We start from the raw sequence: 23,285 nt of genomic DNA on the forward strand, positions 1-23,285 counted from the left end.
CGCATGCGGCTCCCTCCGTTTGAACGCTATGTAAAAGGAATGCAGATGCTCGGGATGCTGCTGCTAGGCATGGTGATCGGGGCGGTCGTTTTAAATTCGTTTTATGTGGCGAGACTCGAGGCATTGTTCGACGAAAGAAGCAATCTGGTGCTTAAGCTGGAGCAGTATAAACAGGATATTAACGGCTTGAAGCAATTTAAAAATCAGCATACCGTCATCAAAAGCATCGTCCCGCGGATCGAGTATGATGCCGGTGAAGATTCCAATCGTCCAAAGCCGAAGCTGGATCAAGTTACGGAGGCTAAGCTGATTAAACTGATAAAGAAAGATCTGAGCAGCTTTCTGGGGAAAAGCATCTACGAAATCGATTCCGACGCACAGCTCGCACGCAGGCTTCTAAATAGAATGCTTTATTTAGACGTTAACGGGAAAGATTACAGCATCGAAGTAAAAACGATTCTGGTCGCCGATAATGTGCTGCACGTCTGGGTCACCGTCGACTATTACACAAAACCTCCTTCATGAGCAGGAAGCGGAAAATCATGATACAATAGAGCCTATCTATCAGGTCATTCCGCTTAACTATCAGCCAAAGGAGCTATCGTTACATGGATCAGCTAATGCAATGGCTGTTCGCGCCCGGCATCTTCATCTCCCTCGTATGCTCGGTCGTGTTCAGCTTCAAATCCCGCCGCTCAAAGGACGGCCGTACTAAAGGCATATACGCCGCGCGCATGAACATCAGCATGGGCGTCATGCTGATGTTCATCGCCCTCGTCCAGATGTTCCTGGCAGGCGAATCGACAGCGCGCATCGTCATCGGCGCCGTCTTCCTGGTGCTCGGCGTCTTCAATTTGTTCGCCGGTCTCCGCAACCTCAGCCTTTACCGCGCCTCAAGAGGTTAAGGGGCATCTTAATAAGGATCGATCATCTGGGCCGTCAGCATCGCTTTGGCGGCCAACCCCTTCGTATCCCTCACCTCAATTTCCAGCTTCGTAAACTTTCGGCTCATCTCGAGCGCCTTCGGAATAATCGTAATTTCGCTGTCGATCTGAACCGGCCTGACAAAATAGGTCGTCATGCTTTCCAGCAAATAATCACGCCTTGCCGTCTCCCGGATCATCCTTCTGGCCGCCTGCGTCATCAAGGTGGCCATCAGCCCTTCCGAGACCATGCCGAGCGAGCCGGACATTTGCGGGGTAATCGTTCCCTTATAGGCCATCTCCCAATCCTCGTGGCCGGCCGAACTTTGAACGGCCATAAAGCCCGCCCACATCAAATCTTCGAAAGTCTCTCCCGATTCAGGCTGCTTGCCCGCAAACCGCATCGCATCGAGCACCTCCTGTCTCGTCACGACGCCAAGCAGCTTGCGGTGCCGGTCTACGATCGGCAGCAAATCGATGCCCTCCGCGGCCATCGTATGCGCGGCCGAGGTGACGGTGATGTTCGGAGCTGCTGTAATCGGCTGCTTCGTCATCAGCTTCTCGACCGCATGGTCTTCCGGATAGCCGACCGCATCCTTCGCCGTCATCATGCCGACTACCTTGCCGCGCTCGTCCACGACCGGAAACCTGGAGTATCCCGTTTCCCGCGACAGCCTGTGGAAGCCGTAGACCGTATCCCCCGCATGCAGCACGTCTGCCGGACGGCTGAAGGTGACAATATCCTCGAGCAGCATAATCTTCCGTTTGATCAGCCTGTCATACATGGCGCGATTGATCATGGAAGCGACGGTGAACGTGTCGTGCCTGGACGAGATAACCGGCAGGGACCGTTCGTCGGCAAGCTTAATCACTTCCGCGCCCGGTTCGAACCCGCCCGTAATCAGCACCCCCGCGCCCTCTTCGAGCGCGCAGCGGTGGGCGCCGACGCGGTTGCCTACGATCAGCAGGCTGCTCTCGTCGATGTAGCGCAGCATCGCATCGAGCTCCATCGCCCCAATGACGAACTTATGAAGCGTCTTGTCGAGGCCGGCCGCTCCGCCGAACAGCCTTCCCTCCACGATTTCCGCCACCTCGCCGAAGGTAAGCTGATCCAGCGCCTCCCTTCTCTTACGGTCGATTCTGACGGTGCCGATCCTCTCCTTCGTGCTGACGAGGCCGACGCTTTCCGCTTCCTTAAACGCCTTGTATGCGGTGCCCTCGCTCACGCCGAGCGCCTTGGCGATCGCCCTGACCGATATTTTGGTACCGATCTTCAAATCCTGAATATATTGCAAAATTTGTTCGTGCTTCGTGCTCGTTTCATTACCCGGTCCGATTCGGGACATACACGGTTCCTCCGTCCTTGCAGCCTTCTTCCCTCTATTATAGGAGAAAGAAGACGCCAAGTCATGCCGTCCCGCCGGCCGCTCTTACAGCTGCCAGTTGAGAAGCACACGCGTCACTTTGATCCCGCCGTCCACCGGCTGCCCGTCCTTCCCTTTCAGCTTCCATTTCTTGAACAGCTGCTGCATGGACTGCACGTTAATAGCCGACTCTGCCCCGGACATAATGAACGACTGCCATTCATAATCGATCGGCAGCGGATAGCGCAAGGATTGTATCAAGTGATCATCAATCACGATGCTTTGCGGCGGAATTTCTTCATAGAAGCTGGAAAACAGAAATGAGCTGTGTTCGCTGTGAGGCCTGGAAACCGGATCTGACGCGAGCCCGAGCACATATTCCACGATCTGGGTATGCGGATTAACCCTGCAGCTGAAGGAACCGTGCGCAGTCACCGCTTTATCGACGCGATGGGACAACCGGTAGGTGAATTGGACAAGGAAAGGAACGTTGCAATAATAAGCGCGGACTTTTCTGAAAAACTCGAATTCGTCTACCATGATGCATGCCTCCTTGAAGCCCCTTGTAACTGATGACTAACCTCCACTCCGAGAAACTGGTAATTTCATCCTGTACAGGCAATCTTATTAATAGAATGATACTTTTTTACACAATTATAGTAAAGAGTCCCTCTGTTCGTCAATGACTATAGTCATTATTTTTTATTTGTATTATAGGATGTTGTTGGCGGGCAAAATAAGCTCTATCGTTAGGTTGAGGTGACAAAATGAGTGGGATTGCGGCACGTATCGGAGAAAATATTCGCCAGCTTCGCAAAAGAAGAGGCCTCAGCCAGGAGCAGCTTGCGCTGCGCGCCGAAATTAACCCCTCTTATATGGGGCAGGTGGAGCGCGGAGAAAAGAATCCAACCATCGACGTGCTCGGCAAGATTGCGCTCGCCCTTCAAATGCCGATCGAGCAGATCGTAGGCGTCATCTCGGAAGCCGATTCGCCTGGCGCTGCCGAGGAAGCCGGCTATCTTGATAAAATCGCCCATCAATTGAACGGGCTCAGCCTGAAGGAACAGGAAGCCGTCTACAAATTCGTCAAGCAGCTCGTCCAGTTCAGGGAAATGGATTCCTGAGCGGCTTGCTCAAGGCGTATTAAAAATAAAAAGAGAAACAAACGCTCCCGTAAGAGCGGTTTGTTTCTCTTTTTTTGTTCCGGTTCTGCAGTTACCCCCGGACTTTACGCTTGACGGCCGTCTTTTCCGTCAGCCTGCGCTCCCAGTACATAGCTTTAGCCCTTTTGATCCGGGCCAGCTCCTTGCGCTTCTCCTCTTTCATCAGCAGCGCGTTCACGTGGGCCGTCACAATGACGAAGGCAAGCAGCGTCCAGACAAGGCCGAATACGCTTGTCGCATCCCAAGTCGCATTCAGCTCCAAACGAGGCAATCCATACGCAAGCATCGCAAGCGCGATGAGCAAATACAAGACATGTCGTCCTTTTCCGGAAAACATCGTTCCTCAGCTCCTCCGCAGATCGTACGCGGCCGATACGCTTGACCGCTTTACATCTTATGAGCGGATAAGCCGGGATATGACCCTGGCTAGTCCACGATCGATTTCAGCACGTCGGACACAATCCGGTTGACGTCCTCGAATACGATTGCAAACCGGCGCTCCGCCTCCATTAGCCTGCCGACCAGCGGATGCTGCACGATGATCTCGTACAGCTTGTTCATCTGCTCCATTTCCTGGGCCGAGGGCTCTTCGCCGGCCATCATTTTCTGCTGCAGAAAGCCCTGCCTTTCCCGGAAGTTATCAAGCATCCGCTTCGCTTCGGGATCCGCCTCGGCAGCGAGCTTCGCTTCCTTCAGCAGCCGGGCTTCCTCACTTTCCTTCAACGCTCTTGCCAGCTCATAAGCCGAATCATAAATGTTCATAGCCACTCTCTCCCAACCTCGTTAAATTTATGGAAAAGCTGAAGAAAACAGCACAAGCACGGCTTCCAATCCCATTCACAAAGGGATAGATGTCCTCATATGATGAAGTAGTTCGTTTAAAACACCTATAGGCCGCTTACCAATTATCGTCATCCTCCTGCTTGGAAGGAGATTTATGATGCTCAAATCGAAAGTAGCCGTTCAGGTGATCAGCTCCGGCATGCTTCCTGACGACACGCTCATGTTAGGCGAATCGCTTGTGAAGCAATGTAAAATCCCTCAGGGCCAGCACATCCTGCTCAAGTTCGGCGCATTCCGGCAGTATGTGAAGGTCATCCCCGTCGCGAAGTACGACGGAATGAGAATGAGCCACGGCTTATCCAGACTGCTTGGGTTAACGGGCGGCTCCGCAGTACGAGTGCAGTACAAGTCAGGATCGTCCACGCTCGTCCTGGGTCCTTTGATCGGCGTGCTCGTCAGCCGCGATTATCCGAATATGCCGGATAAGCCTTTCGGTTCCATTACGATGTTCTGCAGGGAGCTCGTTGAAGCCTGTACGGCGCAAGGCGCGTACGTGTATTTCTTTACGCCGAAGCAAATCGGCAGCAATCTTAACGCCGTAGACGGCTGGATCTATTCGGACGGATGGCGCAAGGTTACGGTGCCCGTGCCGGACGTCATCAATAACCGGTTAACGACAAGGAAATTGGAGAATAGTCCCAGCGTACAACATTTCATGAAGGAAGTAAAACAGAAACACCAGACGACCGTGTTCAACGAAAAATTTCTGGATAAAACGGAAGTGTTCGATGCGCTCAAGAAGGACGAATCGCTCGCCCGCTATTTGCCGGAGTCCCATCTGCTGCGTAACTACGACATGCTGAAATCGATGTGCTCGCGCTACAGCAGCGTGTTTCTGAAGCCTGCCCGCGGCAGCCTCGGCAAAGGCATCATCCGGATCAACCGGACGGACGACGGGAGCTTCCTCGCGCTGCACGCGACGGCCGCAGGCAGCCGGAAACAGCAGTATCCCAGTCTCATGAAGCTGTTCACAGCCATTTCCGCCAAAATGAAAACCGCCCGCTACCAAATCCAACAAGGGCTGCAGCTGATCGAAATCCAGAAGCGGCCGGTAGATTTCCGCGCGCTCGTTCAAAAAAACGCTACCGGAAAATGGACGATTACGTCCATCGTGGCAAGAACCGCCGGCGATCACCACTTCGTCTCCAACCTCGCCCGCGGCGGAACGCTGAGCACGGCGGGCGAAGCTATCGCCAGGTCGAATCTGCAGGCGGGAATCAGCCGGAAGGACGCTTCCCTGCGGCTGAAGCACGCCGCCCTGCAAATCGCAGGCGGGATCGATGCGCAAATTCCTGCACATTTCGGCGAGCTCGGCATCGATCTCGCTATGGACACGAGCGGCAAGGTTTGGCTGCTGGAGGTTAACTCCAAGCCGTCCAAAAACGACAACACCCCACTCAACGACAACAAGATCCGTCCTTCCGTCCGCATGATGATTCAATACTCCCGGTTTTTATCGGGCTTTTAAAGGAGGCGGCGCATGAGGGAACAAAATATCAATCTCGGCATCGCCGTCGCCTCCTTGACGGGCAGCGGCACAAATGCCCAAGGCGATGCACGGCTGCCGGAGCCGGCCTTCTGCAGAGCGTTAAGCCTGCTCGGCAGGACGCACGGCGCCGATGTGTACGTATTCGCGGCGGACGGCTTCGATCCCCGCACCGGGGAGCTGCTCGCTTACCGCTTGCGGAACACCCGCTGGGTGCTGGAAAGCGTCCCCCTGCCGGACATCGTTTACAACCGCTGCTTCTTCTCGTCCCCCGGGCAGCGCCCGGCCTTCCGCTCCATGCTGCAGGCCATGAAGCTGCGCAAGCCCTTTATGCTGTTAGGCGGCGAGCTGCCGGCGAAGCTCGAAGTTTACGGTGCCCTTCAAAGCGATCCCGATCTAGCCGCGCACCTGCCCGAGACGGTCCGGTACCGATCGGCTGAACAGCTGACGGAGCTGCTCCGGCAGCACCCCGGCGGCATCGTTCTGAAGCCTGCGTCAGGCATGCAGGGCAAGGGGATCGCCCATATCGCCCGCTGTCCGCTTCAAAATCAATGGACCGTAAGAGGCCGTTCGCGGCAAAACCGTCCTTTCAGCCGCACGTTTGAAGGTGAAGGCGGTCTGACCGAATGGATTTTGCGTTTTACCGGAAGCTGCAGCTACATCGTTCAGCCTTACCTGGAGCTGGCCGGCGGAGACGGCAAGCCTTTCGACGTCAGAGCGCTGCTGCAAAAGGATGAAACGGGACGCTGGACTTTGTCCGGCACTGCGGCAAGAATCGGGCGGTCCGGCTCCATAACGTCGAATTTGCACGGCGGCGGCACCGCCGAGCCGGCCTTGAGGCTGCTTTCCGCCAAATTCGGGACACTGGAAGCCGAACGTTTGCTGATGCGAATCCATACAATAAGCAAGCGGGCAGCAGAAACACTTGAAAGTGAATTCGGCAGGCTTGCCGAGCTTGGCCTTGACTTTGGCATTGAGCCTGGCGGTCGAATCTGGCTGCTGGAAGCAAATTCGAAGCCGGGCCGCTCATCTTTTAGCCAAATTAACGACCAGACCGCCGAGCAGCATTCGGTTCGGAGACCGCTCCTGTATGCATGCTCGCTGGCCAAACGATTAAATCCGTCCATCTCCATGGGGGCTGTAGAAACCGCAAGCGGCCGCAGGCGTTATTTGATTTCAGGCAACCCAATACGGCCTTTCAACGTTCAGGAGGTTCATCGATGAGTTTGACAACTTGTAACGTACATTTCTCGCAGCAGTCAAATAAGGTCATCTATTTGTCCAGCCCGTTGCTGAAGCAGCTGAAGCTTTCCGGCACGAAGACCGTTAACCTGAAGCTGGGAAACGAGGTTGTCACGGCGGATATCAAACAGCTGAACAGGTCGGGCAACCATCTTTATCTGCCATCGGGCATTCGCCAGTCCATTCGCGTGCCGAAATCCGGCAGCGTCTGTATTCTGAATGCCGGTGACAACGAGGTTCATTTAGGTCCGCTGGTCGGCATTCTGAGCGATAACACGGAGCGCTCGGAAAGCAACCCTTTCGGCCCGCGCACCGGCTTCATCAAGCAAATTATCCGTACCGGCGACCATAAAGCTTACATGTTCGGCTTTACGCCGAGCGATATCAATTGGCAGCAGGAAACGATCAACGGCTATTTTCTCAATCCGCAAGGCGGCTGGTACCGGAAAATCGTCCCCCTGCCCGATGTCGTCTACAACCGGCTTCCAAGCCGCAAGGCGGAAACGTCGGCGTCGATCAATGCATTGCGCGAACGCTTTGTGCGCAGAAAAATCCCTTTTTTCAATTGGAGCTTCTTCAATAAAGCAGACGTTTATAAGCTGCTAGACAAGGATCCGGAGGCGCTCGAGCATTTGCCCGAGTCGGTATCCGGCCCGACGCCGGAAAAAATAAAGGAACTGCTCGAAAAGCACCAGTTCCTGTACTTCAAGCCGACGGCAGGCAGCCTTGGAGCCGGCATCTACCGGTTAACCTACAATCCGAAGCGGGGGTACTTCGCCCGTTACCGTAAAGGCAATGAAAACGTGCTGCTGCGCTTCACCAGCTTTTCCAGCATGATGCGTATGATTCAGGCGCGGCACGGCAGCAACTTGAATCATTATGTCGTGCAGCAAGGCATCCGCTTGGCCGAGATCGACAGCTGTCCGCTCGATTTCCGTTTTCATATGCACAAGAACGGCAAAAACGAATGGGTAACCGCCGGAATCGGAGCCAAAAAAGCCGGACGCGGCAGCGTAACCACCCATGTGAAAAACGGCGGCTCGCTGATGACGCCCGAGCAGGCGCTGAGCAAAACGTTCGGTACGCAAGCCGGCAGCGTTCTGGAGAAGGCGAAGCAGGTGGCCGTCAAGCTGTCCGAGGCGATCGAGAGAAACTATCCGCACCGGCTCGGCGAGCTCGGACTCGATATCGGGATCGATAAAGACGGCGAAATTTGGATGTTCGAGGCGAACGCAAAGCCCGGCCGCTCCATATTCAAGCATCCCGCTCTGAAATCGGAAGGCAAAGCATCGATCTCTTACATTTTCGAGCACTGCATGTACCTTAGCCGCTTCCAAGGCCAGGGAGGTAATGGATAATGGACAGCTTTCAGCCGGAGGAACCGGATTTCCGAGAGCTGCGCGAAGGCAAAACCGTTTTGGCGATTTTGACTATCGAAGACGATGCCCAGCAGTTCCGGGGAAACCGCAGCAACTTCATCGACCTGATCCGGACGGGTCAATCCATGGGCTTCATCGTCTACGTCTTAGCGGTTAAAAACCTGGTGTTCAGCAAACGCAGCCTCAAAGGATTCGTATACAACATGGAGACCGAAACCTGGCAGCAGCGCCTGATGCCTTTCCCGAACATTATCTATAACCGGATCCCTTTGCGCGAGGATGAGATATTGCCTGCCGTAAAGCAAAAGATCGCAGCCTGCCATCGGCATCCGAGCGTCAAACTGTTTAATCCGTTTTTCTTCAATAAATGGGATCTGTTCGAATGGCTTCGCCTGTCCAAGACGACCAAGCCGTTTATCCCGAGCACCCGAAAGCTCATTAATATCGCCGGTCTGCACCGGATGATGCGCAAGCATTCTTATTTGTATTTAAAGCCGGAAAGCGGCAAAGCCGGCAAAGGCATAATGACGATCAAGATGCATACCGAGAAGCAGCTGCCTTACCGCCTGATTATTCAAGAGAATAAAAAAAGCGCCACGTACAACTGCTCGACGATCGGCAAGCTTTGGAGCCGGATCCAGCAGCAAAGCGGCGGCGAAGCCTATATCGCCCAGCAGGGAATACAGCTGGCCTCCTATAACGAACGCCGCTTCGACCTGCGCGTGCTTGTGCAGAAAAACCAGCGCGGCCAATGGGACATCACGGGAGTCGGAGCCCGGATCGCAGGCGCCTCCAGCATCACGACGCATGTCCCCCGCGGCGGCATGATTGACGATCCGGAAAAGCTGCTTGCGCACTCATTTAACGAAGAACGGGCGCGTAAGCTTTTGATAAAAGCCAAAAATACGGCCGTACTGATAGCCAAGCAGATCGAACGGGCATCCGGTCATCTGCTTGGAGAAATGTCAATGGACCTCGGCATTGACAGCGACGGGAACATGTGGTTTTTCGAGGCAAACTCAAAGCCTATGAAGTTCGACGAGCCGCATATCCGCCAGAAATCGCTTGAACGAATATTCCATTACGGAGCTTATTTGGCCAAAGCCAAACAAGCGTAAACGGCTATCGCTACGCACGAACCGTTAGCAGCATCTTTGCGCAGCTCGGTTCTGTGCCGTCCTTTGGCGGCAATAGCTTACGTTTCGCGGTGAGATACAGGCGTCAGGATAGGAGTGAAACTTATACTTTCCTATATCTTAGAAAAAGTCAGGAGGCGCACCGCATGGAACTGGAGCTGCTTACTCCGGAGTCATGGATAACGGAACGGAAACGGCTGGTCGGATTTGCGGTCCGGTTCGGCGATAAACGGCTTGCCGTGTCGTCGATCCATACGCTGCGCAGGCTTGACCCCTCCAGACTGGCGCCTTCGGCCGGCGGGGACTGCGATACAGCCGTCGTGGTCGCCAGGCAAGGCAGCCGTATCGCAGGCTTCGGCTTCGCCTCCGGCGGCGGAGAGGACTGCTGCATGTTCGTCGTTCATCCCGACGCGAGAAGCCTTGGGATCGGCAGCGCCATCATGCAAGCGCTGATCGATCGGATCGGCCAGCTGACCTGTAACGTCGCCGCAGACAATACCGCCAGCATGGCGCTTTGCTTCCGGCTTGGCATGGCCGCCGTCTCGATGCACCGGGGACCGACGGGAAAACCGACGCTTCGTTTCGAAAGGAGATCCGAACATGACTCAGCCCGTCCTAGGCATTCTGACTTTGTATCTCAATGAAGCCGGTTTGCTGGAGGAAAAATCCATTTATCAAAAAATGACGGTCTCGGCCAAAAAACTGGGGCTGAACGTTTTTGTTTTTACACCGAAGGATGTCAATTACAGCCAGAACCAGATTCATGCGATGTTCTACGATCCGGAATCCCAAACCTGGTCGCGCAAATGGACCTCCTTCCCGCATCTCATCTACGACCGCTGCCGCATTCAGCGCTCGTACCGATTCGAGCAGCTTAAGCGGTTCCGCTCCCGCTACGGTCATCTCACCTTTCTGAACCGTCCGCTTCGCAACAAGTGGACCGTTCACAACGTGCTGTCCAAGGATTCGCGCTTCAAGGGCTATTTGCCCGCTACACGCTACATCGAGAGCGTTCAGGACGTCAGCGACATGCTCGGCAAGCATTCGCTTGTCTATCTGAAGCCGGTCAACGGAACCGGCGGACGGGGCATTTTACGCATAGAGAAGCAAAAGGACGGCCTGCTGCACATTCAAGGCCGCGATCAATCCAGGCGCATCATCAAGCCCCGCCAAATTTCTGCGGCTCAGCTGAAAGGCTTCCTGTCCCCCTGGAACCTGAAGGGCAACATGTATATCGTGCAGCAGGGCATTCAGATAAAGCTGAACAGCGGCCGCGTCCACGATTACCGGCTGCTCGTTCAGAAGAACGGCGACGGCAATTGGGAAGCGACCGGCTGCGCGGGACGGATCGGCGCGGCGGGCAGCATTACCTCCAATCTCCACGGCGGCGGCCATGCGTCGACGATGGATGCCTTGCTGAAGGATTGGATCCGGGACGAAGCGAAGATCGGCCAGGTAAAAGACGAGGCGAATAAACTCGGCGTCGGTATTGCCGCCTATTTGGAGAAGTGCTTCGGCAGGCTGTGCGAGCTTGCGCTCGATATCGCGATCGACCGGAAGGGCGGCATTTGGCTGCTGGAGGTCAACCCTAAGCCCGCGCGGGAAGTATTTAAGCAGGCTGGGGAAAAAGAGGTTTACCGCAAGGCGATCGTCAGACCTCTTGAATACGCGCTCTGGCTTTACAACCAGAAGCGGCGGCGGAAAGGAAAGGATAATAAGCAGGCGACGATTTCGAACGCGAATGGCTGCCCGGGTTCGAGTACTAGCTTTGACCGGGACGATCTGCAGCCATAACAAGCGGGGATGCGCAATAAGCCCCCGCCGGGTACGAGGCCTTTAACGGCAATCTCGACCGGCGGGGGCTTTTTCGCGCCCGGCAGGTTATTTAAACTCGTAACCGTTCATGCGCAAATGCGCTTTGAATATTTCGCCCGGTGACGGCAGAGCTTCCGCCGATGGCCAGCTCCCGCTGTTCCATATATCCGACGATTTTAGCGCCCGCGGGCAGTGAATAAAGCATTCCTCCACCTCGACGACGACGGCAAGGCTCGGGCTTTTTCCGCTCCAGCCCATCGATTCGATCAGCTCGGCGTTTTCCGTAAGCGTGACCCGGCCGTTCAGCCGCAAAACCTCCTGCATGCCGGGAATCATGAACAGCATGCCGACCTGCGGATTTTGCAGCATGTTCAGCAGCGAATCGATTCTCCGGTTGCCGATGCGCTCCGGGTAAATGATCCGCCGGTCGTCAAGCGGCTTGACGAAGCCGGCTTCGTCACCGCGCGGAGAAGTGTCGCAGCGGCCGAAGCCGTCGGAGGAGGATAAGAAAAAGAGCGGCGACATCGATAAAAAATGCCGGATATGCTCGTCGATGCGGTCTACCGATTTCTGGGCGACCGCTTCATGAGGGCTGCCGAACAGCTCCTGCAGGCGGCCGGCCGAAACGACGGGATCTTGTTTCCATAATAGGTTTGTCATGCGAAACCTTCCCTTCTAAGCCAGCAATCCGGTCAGTTCCCTGAAATCGGAAATATGTACGTCGGCTCCTTCAAGCTCGGCCGCCCTTCCGTAGCTCGCATACGCGCAGGCGACGGTCTGCAGGCTGTTCCCTTTGCCGGCTTCGACGTCAGAGGAACGGTCGCCCACCATCCAGGCCTTCCGGATGCCGTGTTCCTCGAGCAGCCGCGCGACCAGCTCCACCTTGCTTGCCGTCTTGTATTCTCCCGCACTGTACAGGCCGTCGAACAGCGCTTCGATTCCTTTGTGCCGGGCTACCCCTTTCACATACTCCTCCAGGCCGTTGCTCGCGACGAACAGCTTGATGCCGCGTTCCTTCAATTTTCGGAGCGTTTCCTCCACATAAGGGTAGAGCTCTCCTTCCCCGGCTTCAAGGCCTTCCAGCTCATATTGCAGCAGCAAATCGTCGGCGCGCTTACGCGCTTCTTCGGTGCCGTCCGGCATTACGTTTCTCCATATATCCTCAAGCAGCATCCCGAGGCAGCCGAGCAGCTTCTCGACAGGCGGCGTCGGCTCCATATAAAGTTTTTCCTCCCGGAGCGTATCGAACACTCTCTCATGCACACGCACTAGAAGCGTGTCCGTTTCGAACAGCGTGCCGTCCATATCGAATATGACAGCCTCCGGCATCGGAAGCTTGCGGCTTGTCATGGCCAATCATCCCCTTCCAAGTTTGATCTAATCATACTGGAACTAGGGAAAGCACCGCAAGCCCGCGGCCGGGCGATTGCGGTTAAGCGAATGCAGACGGATATCCGGCTATGATCTCCTATCCTCCTGTTCAAAGCCGCACCTTGGACCGATGCAGCGGAGCATTTGCCAGGTTCATCGGGTTTAAGCGAAGCGTATGCTGACAGCAACGGAGAGGAGATGTTACGCATGGAGAAACAACCGGTCGTCATGACGCTGCTTGGAAGCGGCGGCGGCGTCGGCCGCGCCGTCCTGGCTCTACTGGAGCAGGTTGTGCGCGATGCCAATGCCCCATTACATGCAGAAATCGCGTCCTGCACGATTCACTGCATCGACAGCAAAAAGGTTGATATGAACGAGTTCGCAAGCTCATACGGTCAGCTTTCGAGCCGGATTGTGCTGCACCAGTTCGATTTGAAGGATACGAGACGTTTCAAGCGTCACTTGGTCAAAACAGGAACGTCCCTTGTCATTGACGCTTCCTGGGCGGATACGGTCGAAATGCTGGCCTGCTGCGACGAGCTGGGCATCATGTACGTGAATACTGCGCTTGAAAGCGAGGAAGTAGACAACCGTCCCGAGCTGGAGGGTTTTACGCTGATCGAGAGGTATGAAAGGTTCATAAAGAACCGGGATGGCTTCAAAAAGCTGAAAGCCATTGTCGGATCGGGCATGAATCCCGGTGTCGTCCAATGGATGGCAATCTCCCTAATGAAGGAGCAGCCGGATAAACTCCCGCTTGCATGCTACATTGTCGAGCGGGACGACAGCTTCTATGCCGACCGTTCGCTGCAGAAGCCGAAAACACTGTACAGCACCTGGTCACCCGAATGCTTCCTGGACGAGGCTCTTTTAAATTACCCGATGTACGTAAGCCGCCACCAGCCTCTATTCCTTTACGAGTATGTTTACGCGCAAACCTTCACCGTACGGCTGGGACCGGTCGCCTTCGAGGGCTGTCTCATGCCCCATGAGGAAGTGCTGTCCCTGGGTGAGCGGTATCCGTTTGAGACCGGCTTTATCTATCGGGTTAACGACGTAACGACTGACATCCTGAACAGCCACCTCGATGATTCCGATGAGCTGTGGGATTGGGAGCATAAGCTGCTGGATCCGCGCGAGTCGGAGCTTGCCGGGGCCGACCTGGTCGGGGTTCTGCTCGTATACGACGATCATGAACGGTTTGTCTACAATATAATGGAAAATTCCAGCGTCTACGCGGCATACGGAACGAATGCCACCTATTTTCAAGTGGCTTGCGGGTTATACGGCGGCATCTGCTCGTTATTGCAGAACGAAGTGCCCGAAGGCGTTCACTGGGTAGATGAGCTTGTCGATGCCGGAAACGTCAAATACGGAGAATATTTGTCCTATTTCTTGAAGCCGATTATCCGGGGAGAAAATGCGACCTCCGAAGGCCTGCTTCTCCAGCGCTTGCGCGAAGCCGGCGGCAGTTGAGCCGGCGGAATGCGGCTTGAAGCGATTGGAAGCCATGGCTTGCCGAAACGAAGGCAAGCCTTTTCGTTTTTCGATGACCGCGCTCCTGTCTAACGGCTGTGCGATTCGCTTTCAATAGATGAGAATACCCGAAGAACCATCTGCCCGAGTACATACGGACCCAAATACGCCCCGCTCGCCAGAAAAACGGGATGAAGAAAAATCCGGTGAACCTCCGTCATAAACACAGTGCCGTGAACGATCGTATCGCGCACGGCCGCTGCCGACAATACGAAGAACAGGAAAGCCGCCGCGGCCGCGATCCCGTCCAAAAACCTCCCCGCCGACCTGTACCGCCGGCTGAACCATACGACAACCGCGGCGCCTGCGGCCAAGCCCGCACCCAATAACAGCATATTTGCCACCTCTATACTGGAATCTGTAACAATCAATTCTCGCAGCATTTTCGGTATATTTCTCTCTTTTTAAACGCGGCTGATACGGCTAATTTCGGGCAATGACGGAACCGCTGAATTGAACCTCGGTCACGTTCGGATCGTTGAAGCCTTCAATAGCCTCCGGCTGCAAACCGTTCGGCTGAATAAAAAAAAATTGGCGACGCCTGCAGAAGCGGTTAAGTAGTAGCTGTGCGTGCTGCCGCATATTGATAAATCGGGACGGATATGTCACACTGATTGGTGGAAGACGGGAAGCTCGTTCCCTTTGCAGGAAAGGACGTGACGGTTCACGAATGACGAAATGGCTGCTTCGTTCCATGACAGAATTAAGCTCGCGCAAATGGATTTCCGGTTTGACCGGCAAATTCGCGCAATCGCCCTCCAGCCGTCGTTTTATTTCCCGCTTCGCGGCGGCATACGGCATAAAGGCCGAAGAAGCGGAAAAGCCGCTGAGCGAATACAGCACACTTAATGAATTTTTCACCCGCCGCCTGAAGCCGGGATCGCGCGAGGTGGATCTGGCGGCCGACTCGCTGGTCAGTCCCGTGGATGCGCTTATTACAGGCGCGGGCCACATCCGGGAAGGCACGATATTAAACGTAAAAGGTCAGGACTACACGATCGAGGAGCTGCTGAATCGGTCTCCGCGGACGGCGAATTATATGAACGGCTTTTACCTTGTCCTTTATTTAAGCCCGACCGATTATCATAGAATCCACTCCCCTGTCAGCGGACGAATCGTTGAACGCGAGCATATCGCAGGCAAGGTGTATCCCGTGAACGATTTCGGGCTGCGCCATATGCGGAGGGTGCTGAGCCGCAACGAACGCCTCATTACATATATACGAACGGAAAACGGGGAAACCGCCGTCATCAAGGTGGGGGCTATGAATGTGAGCAGCATCAGGTACGTTCTGCCGCTGAAGGAAGAGACGGCTAAAGGCGAAGAGCTTGCGTATTTTGAATTCGGTTCCACGGTCGTGCTGCTGATGGAGGACGGAACCTTTATCCCGAGAGGAGACATTATGCCGGGCGTCAAGGTGCGCATGGGCGAGCGGCTCGGCACTCATGCCGGCAAAATTCTTCAATAACAAGCGTAAACGGCTATCGCCGTCCTTTGGCGGCAATAGTTTACGTTTCGCGGTGAGATATAGGCGTCAGTATAGAAGTGAAACTTATACTTTCCTATATCTGAACAAAAAGGGACGTACCGCCGGCAGCTTCATGCTGCAGCGGAACGTCCCTTTAAACGTTCTATCTGATCTCCGAGGGGCTGCGCCCCGTATATTGCTTGAATTGGCGGCTGAAGAAAAAAATGTCGCGGTAGCCGAGCGCATCAGCCACCTCGGTCACGTTCATGCCGGCATGCATCAGCAAATGCTGCGCCCGCTCGATGCGGGTCCGGATCATATAGGTTTGCACCGACATACCGATCAGCTCTTTGAATTTCATCGAAAAATACCTCGGCGACAGCTGCGCACGCATTGCGAGGTCCTCGACCCGATGGGCGATGCCGGGATTTTGCCGCACGAAGTTCGCCACCTCGTGGATCGCCTCCGTCAGCTGGTTGCTCGCTTTTTTCTCCACGGGCAGCTGCTTGTCCTCGCGCAGTAAATGGATAAGCAGCTGCTTCAGAACGAGCCGTGCCTCCTCCTCCGCCGCATAGGTTTCAACAAGAAAGAGCCTGACGTAACGGGAAAGCATATATTCGAAATCGACCGTGTCGCTTAACTGCCTGTACCGTTCCGGAACCGCGTCGACGGCCTCGTTCACCGCAAAGTGGATATAGGAGAGGACAAGCGGCTTTTGCGGATTGTGAGTCGCGCTCGTGTAATCGCCGGGACGAAACAAAAAGCAGCTGCCGGGACCGACCTCGTAGTGGGTGCCGTTCACTTCGACCTCCCCTTCTCCGCTCCAGACATAAAATAAATCGTAATTGGCCATCGGCTTCTCGCGCCTCGCCCACCTCCAGCCCGGCTCGCAAACGATCTTCGCGAACGCCGGCAGCAGGACAAGCGAATTTGGCGAAATGTGCAACATAGGCAACCTCCCGAGTAATCTATGCCGTCATCATACAACAGCCCTAATCCGTTGCGCAAGCCGCAAGAGTAAACGGCTATTGCTGCGCACGAACCGTTAGCTGCATCTTTGCGCAGCCCGGTTCTGCGCCGTCCTTTGGCGGCTATTGCTTACATTTCGCGGTGTGATCTAGGCATCAATATAAGAGTGAAACTTATACGTTCCTATATCTTCAAAAATTCCGAAAAAATTTGCTTGCGGAATGGTCCCCGGTACAAAAAAAATGTTATAATAGCACCCGATAAGCTGAAACGGCTATAATAATTTCAAACGAATGTTTTCGGAAGGATGGAAGAAGGTCCATGAACCCACTTGCAAAGCAGTTAAACGAGACGTTGCAAACGGAAAATCCTAACGTCTATGCCATGTTGTCAGCCTTAGGCAAAGCGATTTATTTTCCAAAGGAGGGCATCCTCAGTCAATCCGCCGAAGCGAAGACAAAAGCGAAGAAATATAACGCGACGATCGGAATTGCTACCGAGGGCGGACAGCCGATGCATCTCAAGGTCATTCAGGAGACGCTTTCCGCCTACAATCCGAAAGATCTTTATGAATATGCTCCGCCGGCAGGCAAACCGGAGCTGCGCGCGGCTTGGCGCGCCAAGATGATTAAGGAAAATCCTGCGCTTGAAGCGAAAGGCTTCGGCAGCCCGATCGTCACGAACGCGCTGACGCACGGACTGAGCATCGTGGCCGACCTGTTCGCCGATGCCGGGGATGCGGTCGTCATTCCAAACAAAAACTGGGAAAACTATGAGCTTACGTTCGGCGTCCGCCGCGGCGCGGAAATCGTAGAGTATCCATTATATAACGATCAAGCCCGCTTCAACAGCCAAGGGCTTCGCGATGCGCTGCTTGCTCAGAAGGATAAAGGCAAAGCCATCGTCGTGCTGAACTTCCCTAACAACCCGACCGGCTACACGCCGGACGCTGAGGAAGGGGAGGAAATTGTAGCGGCGATCCGCGATGCGGCGGAAGCCGGCATCAATGTCGTTGCCGTTACCGATGACGCCTACTTCGGCTTGTTCTTCGAGGACTCACTGCACGAATCGTTATTCTCCAGGCTGGCCGACCTGCATCCGCGCGTTCTGGCCGTGAAGGTTGACGGAGCTACGAAGGAAGAGTATGTATGGGGCTTCCGGGTCGGCTTCATTACGTATGCCTCGGCAAACGCCGCAACGCTTGCGGCGCTGGAGCAAAAGACGATGGGCATTATCCGCGCCACCATTTCGAGCGGGCCGCACCCGTCGCAAACCTTCGTACTGCGCGCCCTTACATCGCCTGACTTCGATGCGCAAAAAGCGGAAAAGTACGAAATTATGAAGGGCCGGGCTAACCGCGTCAAAGCGCTGCTCGACAGCGGCCGTTACGGCGACGTTTGGGATTATTATCCGTTCAATTCCGGATACTTTATGTGCCTCAAGCTGCGCGGGGTTGCCGCAGAGGACGTGCGCGTCCGCCTGCTCGACCAGTACGGAATCGGAACGATCGCGCTCGGCGAAACCGACTTGCGCGTTGCCTTCTCCTGCATTGAGGAAGGAAACCTGGAAGAGCTGTTCGACACGATTTTCAAAGCGGTTAACGAGCTGCTGGCAAAATAAAAATAAACGGCTTCTCCCGCCGTTTATAACAAACACCCCTGATGATGCCGGGTTACATTCCGGCTTCAATCAGGGGTGTTTTTTTGCTGCCGTCAGATCTACTCTTCCTCCGCGTCCTGCTGCAGCTTCCGTCTCATACGCGAGGGACGGATTGCGATATAAGCCAGCGCGCAAGCGGCACCCGCGGCAAGCGGTACATAAAGACCGGCAACTGCCAGCGGGATAGCGGCGGACAGCCAAAGCAGAAGGCTGCAGACCAGCAAGGCGAGCCGGTCCACTAACGCGTATTGATCCACTCTCTGCTTCTCCGGCAAAGGATAGACATGCTTCCAGACCGAGTACCGGTGAACATGCCTGAGGCTGCCTAATTGGACGGCTGCGACGCCGGTGAACAACACGAATACGAGCATGGCTCCCCAGCCTGCAAGCGACGCGGCATCAGCCAGCCAATAGGTGACCAGACAGCCGAGCGCCAGAAGCCGGACAACGATCCCGCCGATTTCCGTCCTGACCAGTGCCGCCGCGTACAAATAAACGAAGGTATTGCGGCCCGCATATGGGATAAAACGCAGCAGCCAGGCGGCGTACGATCTTCTGGCCGTACGCGAAGGCAAAGTCGGCACATCGATAAACATGCCGAAAAAAACGTAATACCGCTTGCGAGTCCTGGCTTCCTCGAAAATAAGCCTCTCCCACGGCAGACGATGACGGACGGGCAGCCGGTGCAGCAGCATAAACAACAAGCACGATATAACGGTAAATAGTGCCGCCTGCCAAGCCGCATTCGTCAGCCATACGGACAATACCAAAGCGGTAAGCGCCCAGCGAAGCACCCTCATTGACAAGCGCATACCAGGCCATGCCATCCGGCGCTCTCTCCACGCTCCCCACACATTGCCCGCCTTCAGTCCGGCTGCGGCAAGGGTGAGCGGCCAGGCCCCGTTCGGCGCCGCCCCTTGCCTGTAAATCGGCAAGTAAAGCAGTAGCACGATACCGGCGAGAATAGCGCAGCCGATCGACGTATGCCGGAGTGAACGGCGAATATATCCACCCATGTCGGATTCTCTGGGCATCAGAAACACCGTATCGCCCGGCTCCAGCCACGTGCGCAGCGGGCACCAGCATATGGCCAGCGTAAGCGAGATGACCCCGGCCGCGGTGACCGGAAACTGTTCGGGCAAATTGCGGATCAGGGAAAAGTAGCCGATAGCCGACGAGATGAACAGCAGCGACATGAATGCCGGAAAGCCGCTTTGGCCCATATATCTGAAATAGGGCAGCGTTTCCTTCCGGAAAGCTTTGGCACGCTTGGCCCATATGGCTTCCAGCGCCTGCTTCGCCCCCATCAGCCTTTCCCCCTGCTGACAAGCTTATAGAACGCATCCTCCAGCGAGCCCCCGCCGCGAGCCTCCATGCCCGCTGCCTGCCTTACCTCTTCCAGCGTGCCTTGGGCAACGATTTTGCCGTGATGCATGACGATAAACCGGTCGCAATACGCCTCCACGGTCGAAAGAATATGCGAGCTCATCAGAATGGCGCCGCCCTTTCCTTTTACCTCGACCAGCCGCTCGAGCAAGGAACGGATCCCAAGCGGATCGAGCCCGAGAAACGGCTCGTCGATAATATAAAGCGGCGGCTCCGCCAGGAGGGCGTTCATAATCATGACCTTCTGCTTCATCCCTTTGGATAAATGCGAAGCAAAAGCTTTCCGCTTCGGGAGCATCTGAAACTCCTCCAGCAGCTCCTCCCTGCGCTCCGTGTAGGCATCCTCCTTCACGCTGTAGGCCATACCGGTCAGCTGCAGATGCTCCTCCACCGTAAGCTCGTCGAACAGGACGGGCGTTTCCGGCACGTAAGCGAACGCGGAGCGGTATTTTTCCGTATCCGACTCAAGCGTCGTCCCGTCCACCAGCACGACGCCCTCGTGCGGCTTCATAAGTCCGAGAATATGCTTGATCGTCGTGCTTTTGCCGGCTCCGTTCAATCCGATCAGACCGACCATCTCGCCGGCTTTCACTTCGAAAGAGAGATCGTGAAGCACAGGCCTCCTTGGGCTGTATCCGCCCGTTAAACCGTTTACCTGCAAAATAGAATCCATTCGTTCACCTTCAATATAAGTAAAGTAAAAATAGGATGAGCTATTTATCAGCATAACGAATAATGGCTCGAATATCAAAAAAGAGGCATCACCATAATCGGTGATGCCTCTCACTACGTGCGGATTACTTGATAACGATCGATTTTACCGTGCCGTTCTCGCCCTTCACCTGAACAAGCTGTCCAGCCTTCAGAAGCGAAGCTTCACCGGTAATCGTAACGTTTGGATCGATATTATAAATAAGTACCGAGGTTTGTCCATTTACGGTATTCGTAACGGAGATCGTCGCAAGCTTGCCTTGCGAATTAACTGTTACGGTGTTGACGATACCGGTCTCATCAAATGCAACCACTTCCGGAGCTTCTTTCGTTACCTCGATGAATACAACTTTGTTTTGGTAGGTGCGAACAAGCACTTCGTCTCCGGCTTTCAGCTCGCTTACAGGAGCTTTTTTGTCATCGCGGAAAATGAAAACGTTCGCGTCAAGCGCCAGTGTCAGCTCGGTGTTGTCGCCTTTTACTACCGTGATAGCGCCGTTTGCCGGAGCTGCTTTCAGCTTGCCCGTAATGGCCGTTGCGTCGTGATCAGGCATTTCGACATCAGTGCGGTCGAGCAGCGCAGCCAGCTCAGCGCGGGATACCGGTTGGTTAGGACGGAACGTTTTGTTGCCTTCCTTATCCACGTAGCCGGTAATGATGCCCTTTTGCAGCGCAAGCGCAACGTAGCCGACCGAACCGGCAGGAATTTGCTTCGCGTCTTTAAAGTCAAGCTTCGTGTTGTTGAGAGCTTTCGCCTCGTCTTCCAGCTTAAGCGCTTTAACGAGAAGGATCGTCGACCAAAGTCTGGTTGCTTTAACCTCAGGCTTCACTTCCGTTTCAGTTTCCGCGAACAGGTCGTTTTCCAGCGCAACGGATACATAACCGACAGCCCAAGGGTATTTGCGCTCGAGCTTGTCAGCGTCTTTGAATTGAAGCTCCGTGCTCATTTCTTCTGCCGATTCAGCCTGAGCGCGCAAGCCCATAAGCCTTACAGCAGCTACAAGCGTTTCGATACGGCTGATTTTTTGAGTCGGCTTGAATGTACCGTCCTGATAACCGGTGAATACGCCTTTCGAAGCAAGACGCATAATGTATTCCATTGCCCATTTCAGATCGTCTTCGTCCTTGAACTTCCAGGTTACTTTAATTTCTTTATCATCGTCATCGTGACGGTCGTATTTGTCCTCTTGACGGTTTTTGTCGTCGTCGCGGTCTCTGTCATCTCTGTCATTGCCGCCGTCCGCGAATGCGGAAGTTGCTCCGCCAGCGAGCATCAGCAGCGCAAGGGAGGATATTGCTGTCTTTTTCCATAATGTTTGTTTCGTCAAGAAAGCCACTCTCCTTAGTCGATTACGGGAAATTATCCCAAGTTTTCGTCTTTCGCCAATAGCTTTCGGACGAGAATGATCGATTTAAGAGGGTGGCTATTAAAAAAATTTAAGAATCTTCTTTTTTTGCAGCGCGCTTTTCCTTTAACCACTTGGGCGCGCCTTTGTTTTTGCCTTCATTTTTTTTGACGAATTTTGCCTGCGTTTTCCCGGGCGCGGGCTTCACTTTCGCTTTTGGAGGCTCAGGTGCCGCGGCGGACTGGGCCGAAGGCGCAGCCGGGACGGATGCAATGCGCGCAGCCGGCTTACGCGCCGGCTTCTCCGTCCGTTCCGGACGGTAGCTGGTCGCTTCCCGCAGCTCCTCGGCTGTAAGCAGCTTGCCCCTGAACATCGTTCTTTCATCGAGCTTGATGCCCAGCTGCTTGCGGAACTTTTCCATAATGAACAGCTCCTGAGGAGTCACGATCGATACGACGGTCCCGCTCCTTCCCATTCTTCCGGTCCGCCCCGCACGATGCACGTAATGATCAGCATCTGAGGCCGGGTCCAGCTGGATCACGAGCGGCAGACCTTCGATATCGAGACCCCGGGCGGCGACATCCGTCGCCAGCAGAAGCTGGCAGCGCCCGTCGCGGAAGCGGGCAAGCGTCGCGGCCCGGCGCTGCTTGTCCGCATCGCCGTACAGCGTCTCTACAGCGAAGCCTTCATAGCTTAGCTTCGATTCCCAGTTGGCGATATTGTCGGTATCGTTCAGGAACAGCAGCGCCGAGGAAGGCTCCAGTAGCCTGATCAGCCGCCTTGTCGTATCCGTTTTGTCTCTTTTGTCGCTTACAATATAAAAATTATCGACCGTTTCCGACACCCGGTGCTCGGGCGTAATTTGGATCCGGACCGGATCCTTCATCCAGCGACCTTCGAACCGGGCCATTTGATCCGGGTACGTCGCGGAGAAAAACGCAATCTGCCGCTCGCGGCCCATCGCGAACAGGATCGCCTCCACTTCCTTCGTCGAGCCGAGCTGAAACACCTGATCCGCTTCGTCGATCACAACGCTCTTCACGTCGCTCAGCCTGAGCTTGCGCAGCTTCAGCAGCTCATGAATCCGCCCGGGCGTGCCGATCACCAGCTGGGGCTTAAGCTTCAGCTTCTCCACCTGCCGCTTCATCGCGGCGCCGCCGATCAGCTGCTGCACCCGGATGTTCAGCGGCTCACCGTAAACCTCCGCTACACGCACGATTTGCATCGCCAGCTCCTGGGTTGGCGCCAGGATAACCCCCTGAACGGAGTTCGAATAGGCATTAAGCCTCTGCAATAGCGGCAATAAATAGGCAAGCGTCTTCCCGGTGCCCGTCTGCGATCTCGCCGATACGTCACTGCCGCCAAGCAAAACCGGTATCGTTTCCGCCTGCACGGCGGTAGGCTCGGCAATCCCGTTCGCCGCCAGCTTCGCCGTCAGCGCAGCGTGAATGCCGATTTCATTCCATGTGTAGGTACTCATCTTTGTAT

The 23,285-nt window shown here is 55.0% G+C and carries 24 protein-coding genes; 12 read left to right on the forward strand and 12 right to left on the reverse strand.

Going from position 1 to position 23,285, the window contains the following annotated elements:
* The first annotated feature begins 3 nt into the window (after nt 1-3).
* Together KP806_RS09860 and KP806_RS09865 are read left to right on the forward strand one after the other, a co-directional pair.
* Complete coding sequence (locus KP806_RS09860; protein ID WP_224723412.1) at nt 4-525, forward strand: hypothetical protein; 522 nt, start codon at nt 4-6, stop codon at nt 523-525.
* A gap of 83 nt (nt 526-608) precedes the next feature.
* Nucleotides 609-905, forward strand: coding sequence for a YtpI family protein (locus tag KP806_RS09865; RefSeq protein WP_224723413.1), 297 nt, complete (start codon nt 609-611; stop codon nt 903-905).
* A gap of 8 nt (nt 906-913) precedes the next feature.
* Here KP806_RS09865 and KP806_RS09870 read toward each other — a convergent pair whose 3' ends face one another.
* Together KP806_RS09870 and KP806_RS09875 are read right to left on the reverse strand one after the other, a co-directional pair.
* Nucleotides 914-2,269 (reverse strand): DRTGG domain-containing protein, encoded by a 1,356-nt coding sequence (locus tag KP806_RS09870; protein WP_224723414.1) that lies wholly within the window; start codon nt 2,267-2,269, stop codon nt 914-916.
* An 84-nt stretch (nt 2,270-2,353) separates the two neighbouring features.
* A complete protein-coding gene (locus KP806_RS09875; protein WP_224723415.1) occupies nt 2,354-2,827 on the reverse strand; it encodes a hypothetical protein in 474 nt (157 codons plus the stop codon).
* A 227-nt stretch (nt 2,828-3,054) separates the two neighbouring features.
* Here KP806_RS09875 and KP806_RS09880 point away from each other — a divergent pair, with 227 nt between their 5' ends.
* The gene (locus tag KP806_RS09880) at nt 3,055-3,411 is read left to right on the forward strand and encodes a helix-turn-helix domain-containing protein (RefSeq protein WP_224723416.1); all 357 of its coding nucleotides are present in this window, start codon (nt 3,055-3,057) and stop codon (nt 3,409-3,411) included.
* Nucleotides 3,412-3,502: 91 nt separating this feature from the next.
* On the opposite strand, the gene KP806_RS09885 is transcribed toward KP806_RS09880, so the two are convergent.
* Complete coding sequence (locus KP806_RS09885; RefSeq protein WP_224723417.1) at nt 3,503-3,787, reverse strand: hypothetical protein; 285 nt, start codon at nt 3,785-3,787, stop codon at nt 3,503-3,505.
* A gap of 89 nt (nt 3,788-3,876) precedes the next feature.
* A complete protein-coding gene (locus KP806_RS09890; protein ID WP_224723418.1) occupies nt 3,877-4,212 on the reverse strand; it encodes a YlbF family regulator in 336 nt (111 codons plus the stop codon).
* 178 nt (nt 4,213-4,390) lie between these two features.
* Between KP806_RS09890 and KP806_RS09895 the strand changes: the two genes are divergently transcribed.
* From KP806_RS09895 to KP806_RS09920, 6 genes are all read left to right on the forward strand, one after another.
* Entirely contained in the window at nt 4,391-5,761 is a 1,371-nt protein-coding gene (locus KP806_RS09895) for a YheC/YheD family endospore coat-associated protein (protein WP_224723419.1), read from the forward strand.
* Nucleotides 5,762-5,773: 12 nt separating this feature from the next.
* Nucleotides 5,774-7,003, forward strand: coding sequence for a YheC/YheD family endospore coat-associated protein (locus KP806_RS09900; RefSeq protein WP_224723420.1), 1,230 nt, complete (start codon nt 5,774-5,776; stop codon nt 7,001-7,003).
* The gene (locus KP806_RS09905) at nt 7,000-8,379 is read left to right on the forward strand and encodes a YheC/YheD family endospore coat-associated protein (protein ID WP_224723421.1); all 1,380 of its coding nucleotides are present in this window, start codon (nt 7,000-7,002) and stop codon (nt 8,377-8,379) included. Before KP806_RS09900 ends, KP806_RS09905 begins: the two co-directional genes overlap by 4 nt.
* Nucleotides 8,379-9,518, forward strand: coding sequence for a YheC/YheD family endospore coat-associated protein (locus tag KP806_RS09910; protein ID WP_224723422.1), 1,140 nt, complete (start codon nt 8,379-8,381; stop codon nt 9,516-9,518). The genes KP806_RS09905 and KP806_RS09910 overlap by 1 nt, the downstream gene beginning before the upstream one ends.
* Before the next feature lie 164 nt (nt 9,519-9,682).
* Nucleotides 9,683-10,180, forward strand: a complete 498-nt coding sequence (locus KP806_RS09915; protein WP_397376376.1) for a GNAT family N-acetyltransferase — start codon at nt 9,683-9,685, stop codon at nt 10,178-10,180.
* A complete protein-coding gene (locus KP806_RS09920; RefSeq protein ID WP_224723424.1) occupies nt 10,137-11,330 on the forward strand; it encodes a YheC/YheD family endospore coat-associated protein in 1,194 nt (397 codons plus the stop codon). The genes KP806_RS09915 and KP806_RS09920 overlap by 44 nt, the downstream gene beginning before the upstream one ends.
* An 87-nt stretch (nt 11,331-11,417) precedes the next feature.
* Here KP806_RS09920 and KP806_RS09925 read toward each other — a convergent pair whose 3' ends face one another.
* Together KP806_RS09925 and KP806_RS09930 are read right to left on the reverse strand one after the other, a co-directional pair.
* Complete coding sequence (locus KP806_RS09925) at nt 11,418-12,011, reverse strand: MSMEG_1061 family FMN-dependent PPOX-type flavoprotein (RefSeq protein ID WP_224723425.1); 594 nt, start codon at nt 12,009-12,011, stop codon at nt 11,418-11,420.
* A gap of 15 nt (nt 12,012-12,026) precedes the next feature.
* The gene (locus KP806_RS09930) at nt 12,027-12,701 is read right to left on the reverse strand and encodes an HAD family hydrolase (protein ID WP_224723426.1); all 675 of its coding nucleotides are present in this window, start codon (nt 12,699-12,701) and stop codon (nt 12,027-12,029) included.
* A 228-nt stretch (nt 12,702-12,929) separates the two neighbouring features.
* Here KP806_RS09930 and KP806_RS09935 point away from each other — a divergent pair, with 228 nt between their 5' ends.
* Nucleotides 12,930-14,198, forward strand: coding sequence for a saccharopine dehydrogenase NADP-binding domain-containing protein (locus tag KP806_RS09935; protein WP_224723427.1), 1,269 nt, complete (start codon nt 12,930-12,932; stop codon nt 14,196-14,198).
* Between the two features lie 89 nt (nt 14,199-14,287).
* Here the strand turns inward: KP806_RS09935 and KP806_RS09940 are convergent, their stop codons facing one another.
* Nucleotides 14,288-14,593 carry a hypothetical protein gene (locus KP806_RS09940; RefSeq protein WP_224723428.1) on the reverse strand — a complete coding sequence of 102 codons (306 nt, stop codon included), beginning with the start codon at nt 14,591-14,593 and terminating at the stop codon, nt 14,288-14,290.
* 335 nt (nt 14,594-14,928) lie between these two features.
* On the opposite strand from KP806_RS09940, the gene asd reads away from it, so the two are divergent.
* Nucleotides 14,929-15,726 carry an archaetidylserine decarboxylase gene (gene asd, locus KP806_RS09945; RefSeq protein WP_224723429.1) on the forward strand — a complete coding sequence of 266 codons (798 nt, stop codon included), beginning with the start codon at nt 14,929-14,931 and terminating at the stop codon, nt 15,724-15,726.
* Between the two features lie 163 nt (nt 15,727-15,889).
* On the opposite strand, the gene KP806_RS09950 is transcribed toward asd, so the two are convergent.
* Entirely contained in the window at nt 15,890-16,675 is a 786-nt protein-coding gene (locus KP806_RS09950) for a helix-turn-helix domain-containing protein (RefSeq protein ID WP_224723430.1), read from the reverse strand.
* Between the two features lie 341 nt (nt 16,676-17,016).
* Between KP806_RS09950 and KP806_RS09955 the strand changes: the two genes are divergently transcribed.
* A complete protein-coding gene (locus tag KP806_RS09955) occupies nt 17,017-18,315 on the forward strand; it encodes an aminotransferase class I/II-fold pyridoxal phosphate-dependent enzyme (RefSeq protein ID WP_224723431.1) in 1,299 nt (432 codons plus the stop codon).
* A 98-nt stretch (nt 18,316-18,413) separates the two neighbouring features.
* On the opposite strand, the gene KP806_RS09960 is transcribed toward KP806_RS09955, so the two are convergent.
* The 4 genes from KP806_RS09960 to KP806_RS09975 all read right to left on the reverse strand — a co-directional run bounded on the left by KP806_RS09960 (nt 18,414) and on the right by KP806_RS09975 (nt 23,277).
* Nucleotides 18,414-19,661 carry an ABC transporter permease gene (locus KP806_RS09960; protein WP_224723432.1) on the reverse strand — a complete coding sequence of 416 codons (1,248 nt, stop codon included), beginning with the start codon at nt 19,659-19,661 and terminating at the stop codon, nt 18,414-18,416.
* The gene (locus tag KP806_RS09965; RefSeq protein WP_224723433.1) at nt 19,661-20,413 is read right to left on the reverse strand and encodes an ABC transporter ATP-binding protein; all 753 of its coding nucleotides are present in this window, start codon (nt 20,411-20,413) and stop codon (nt 19,661-19,663) included. The genes KP806_RS09960 and KP806_RS09965 overlap by 1 nt, the downstream gene beginning before the upstream one ends.
* 124 nt (nt 20,414-20,537) lie before the next feature.
* On the reverse strand, nt 20,538-21,779 hold the full coding sequence (locus KP806_RS09970) for an S-layer homology domain-containing protein (protein ID WP_224723434.1): 1,242 nt from the start codon (nt 21,777-21,779) through the stop codon (nt 20,538-20,540).
* 109 nt (nt 21,780-21,888) lie between these two features.
* The gene (locus KP806_RS09975; protein WP_224723435.1) at nt 21,889-23,277 is read right to left on the reverse strand and encodes a DEAD/DEAH box helicase; all 1,389 of its coding nucleotides are present in this window, start codon (nt 23,275-23,277) and stop codon (nt 21,889-21,891) included.
* Nucleotides 23,278-23,285 lie beyond the last annotated feature (8 nt).

This window comes from Paenibacillus vietnamensis (assembly GCF_020169515.1).
GTDB lineage: Bacteria > Bacillota > Bacilli > Paenibacillales > Paenibacillaceae > Pristimantibacillus > Pristimantibacillus vietnamensis.

Excerpts from the sequence above, each read along its gene's own strand:
- KP806_RS09890 (WP_224723418.1), bottom strand. The coding sequence starts at position 4,212 with ATGAACATTTATGATTCGGCTTATGAGCTGGCAAGAGCGTTGAAGGAA.
- KP806_RS09865 (WP_224723413.1), top strand. The coding sequence starts at position 609 with ATGGATCAGCTAATGCAATGGCTGTTCGCGCCCGGCATCTTCATCTCC.
- KP806_RS09885 (WP_224723417.1), bottom strand. The coding sequence starts at position 3,787 with ATGTTTTCCGGAAAAGGACGACATGTCTTGTATTTGCTCATCGCGCTT.
- KP806_RS09920 (WP_224723424.1), top strand. The coding sequence starts at position 10,137 with ATGACTCAGCCCGTCCTAGGCATTCTGACTTTGTATCTCAATGAAGCC.
- KP806_RS09935 (WP_224723427.1), top strand. The coding sequence starts at position 12,930 with ATGGAGAAACAACCGGTCGTCATGACGCTGCTTGGAAGCGGCGGCGGC.
- asd (WP_224723429.1), top strand. The coding sequence starts at position 14,929 with ATGACGAAATGGCTGCTTCGTTCCATGACAGAATTAAGCTCGCGCAAA.
- KP806_RS09905 (WP_224723421.1), top strand. The coding sequence starts at position 7,000 with ATGAGTTTGACAACTTGTAACGTACATTTCTCGCAGCAGTCAAATAAG.
- KP806_RS09960 (WP_224723432.1), bottom strand. The coding sequence starts at position 19,661 with ATGGGGGCGAAGCAGGCGCTGGAAGCCATATGGGCCAAGCGTGCCAAA.
- KP806_RS09870 (WP_224723414.1), bottom strand. The coding sequence starts at position 2,269 with ATGTCCCGAATCGGACCGGGTAATGAAACGAGCACGAAGCACGAACAA.
- KP806_RS09975 (WP_224723435.1), bottom strand. The coding sequence starts at position 23,277 with ATGAGTACCTACACATGGAATGAAATCGGCATTCACGCTGCGCTGACG.
- KP806_RS09895 (WP_224723419.1), top strand. The coding sequence starts at position 4,391 with ATGCTCAAATCGAAAGTAGCCGTTCAGGTGATCAGCTCCGGCATGCTT.
- KP806_RS09860 (WP_224723412.1), top strand. The coding sequence starts at position 4 with ATGCGGCTCCCTCCGTTTGAACGCTATGTAAAAGGAATGCAGATGCTC.
- KP806_RS09875 (WP_224723415.1), bottom strand. The coding sequence starts at position 2,827 with ATGGTAGACGAATTCGAGTTTTTCAGAAAAGTCCGCGCTTATTATTGC.
- KP806_RS09930 (WP_224723426.1), bottom strand. The coding sequence starts at position 12,701 with ATGACAAGCCGCAAGCTTCCGATGCCGGAGGCTGTCATATTCGATATG.
- KP806_RS09915 (WP_397376376.1), top strand. The coding sequence starts at position 9,683 with ATGGAACTGGAGCTGCTTACTCCGGAGTCATGGATAACGGAACGGAAA.
- KP806_RS09955 (WP_224723431.1), top strand. The coding sequence starts at position 17,017 with ATGAACCCACTTGCAAAGCAGTTAAACGAGACGTTGCAAACGGAAAAT.
- KP806_RS09880 (WP_224723416.1), top strand. The coding sequence starts at position 3,055 with ATGAGTGGGATTGCGGCACGTATCGGAGAAAATATTCGCCAGCTTCGC.
- KP806_RS09925 (WP_224723425.1), bottom strand. The coding sequence starts at position 12,011 with ATGACAAACCTATTATGGAAACAAGATCCCGTCGTTTCGGCCGGCCGC.
- KP806_RS09910 (WP_224723422.1), top strand. The coding sequence starts at position 8,379 with ATGGACAGCTTTCAGCCGGAGGAACCGGATTTCCGAGAGCTGCGCGAA.
- KP806_RS09950 (WP_224723430.1), bottom strand. The coding sequence starts at position 16,675 with ATGTTGCACATTTCGCCAAATTCGCTTGTCCTGCTGCCGGCGTTCGCG.
- KP806_RS09940 (WP_224723428.1), bottom strand. The coding sequence starts at position 14,593 with ATGCTGTTATTGGGTGCGGGCTTGGCCGCAGGCGCCGCGGTTGTCGTA.
- KP806_RS09900 (WP_224723420.1), top strand. The coding sequence starts at position 5,774 with ATGAGGGAACAAAATATCAATCTCGGCATCGCCGTCGCCTCCTTGACG.
- KP806_RS09965 (WP_224723433.1), bottom strand. The coding sequence starts at position 20,413 with ATGGATTCTATTTTGCAGGTAAACGGTTTAACGGGCGGATACAGCCCA.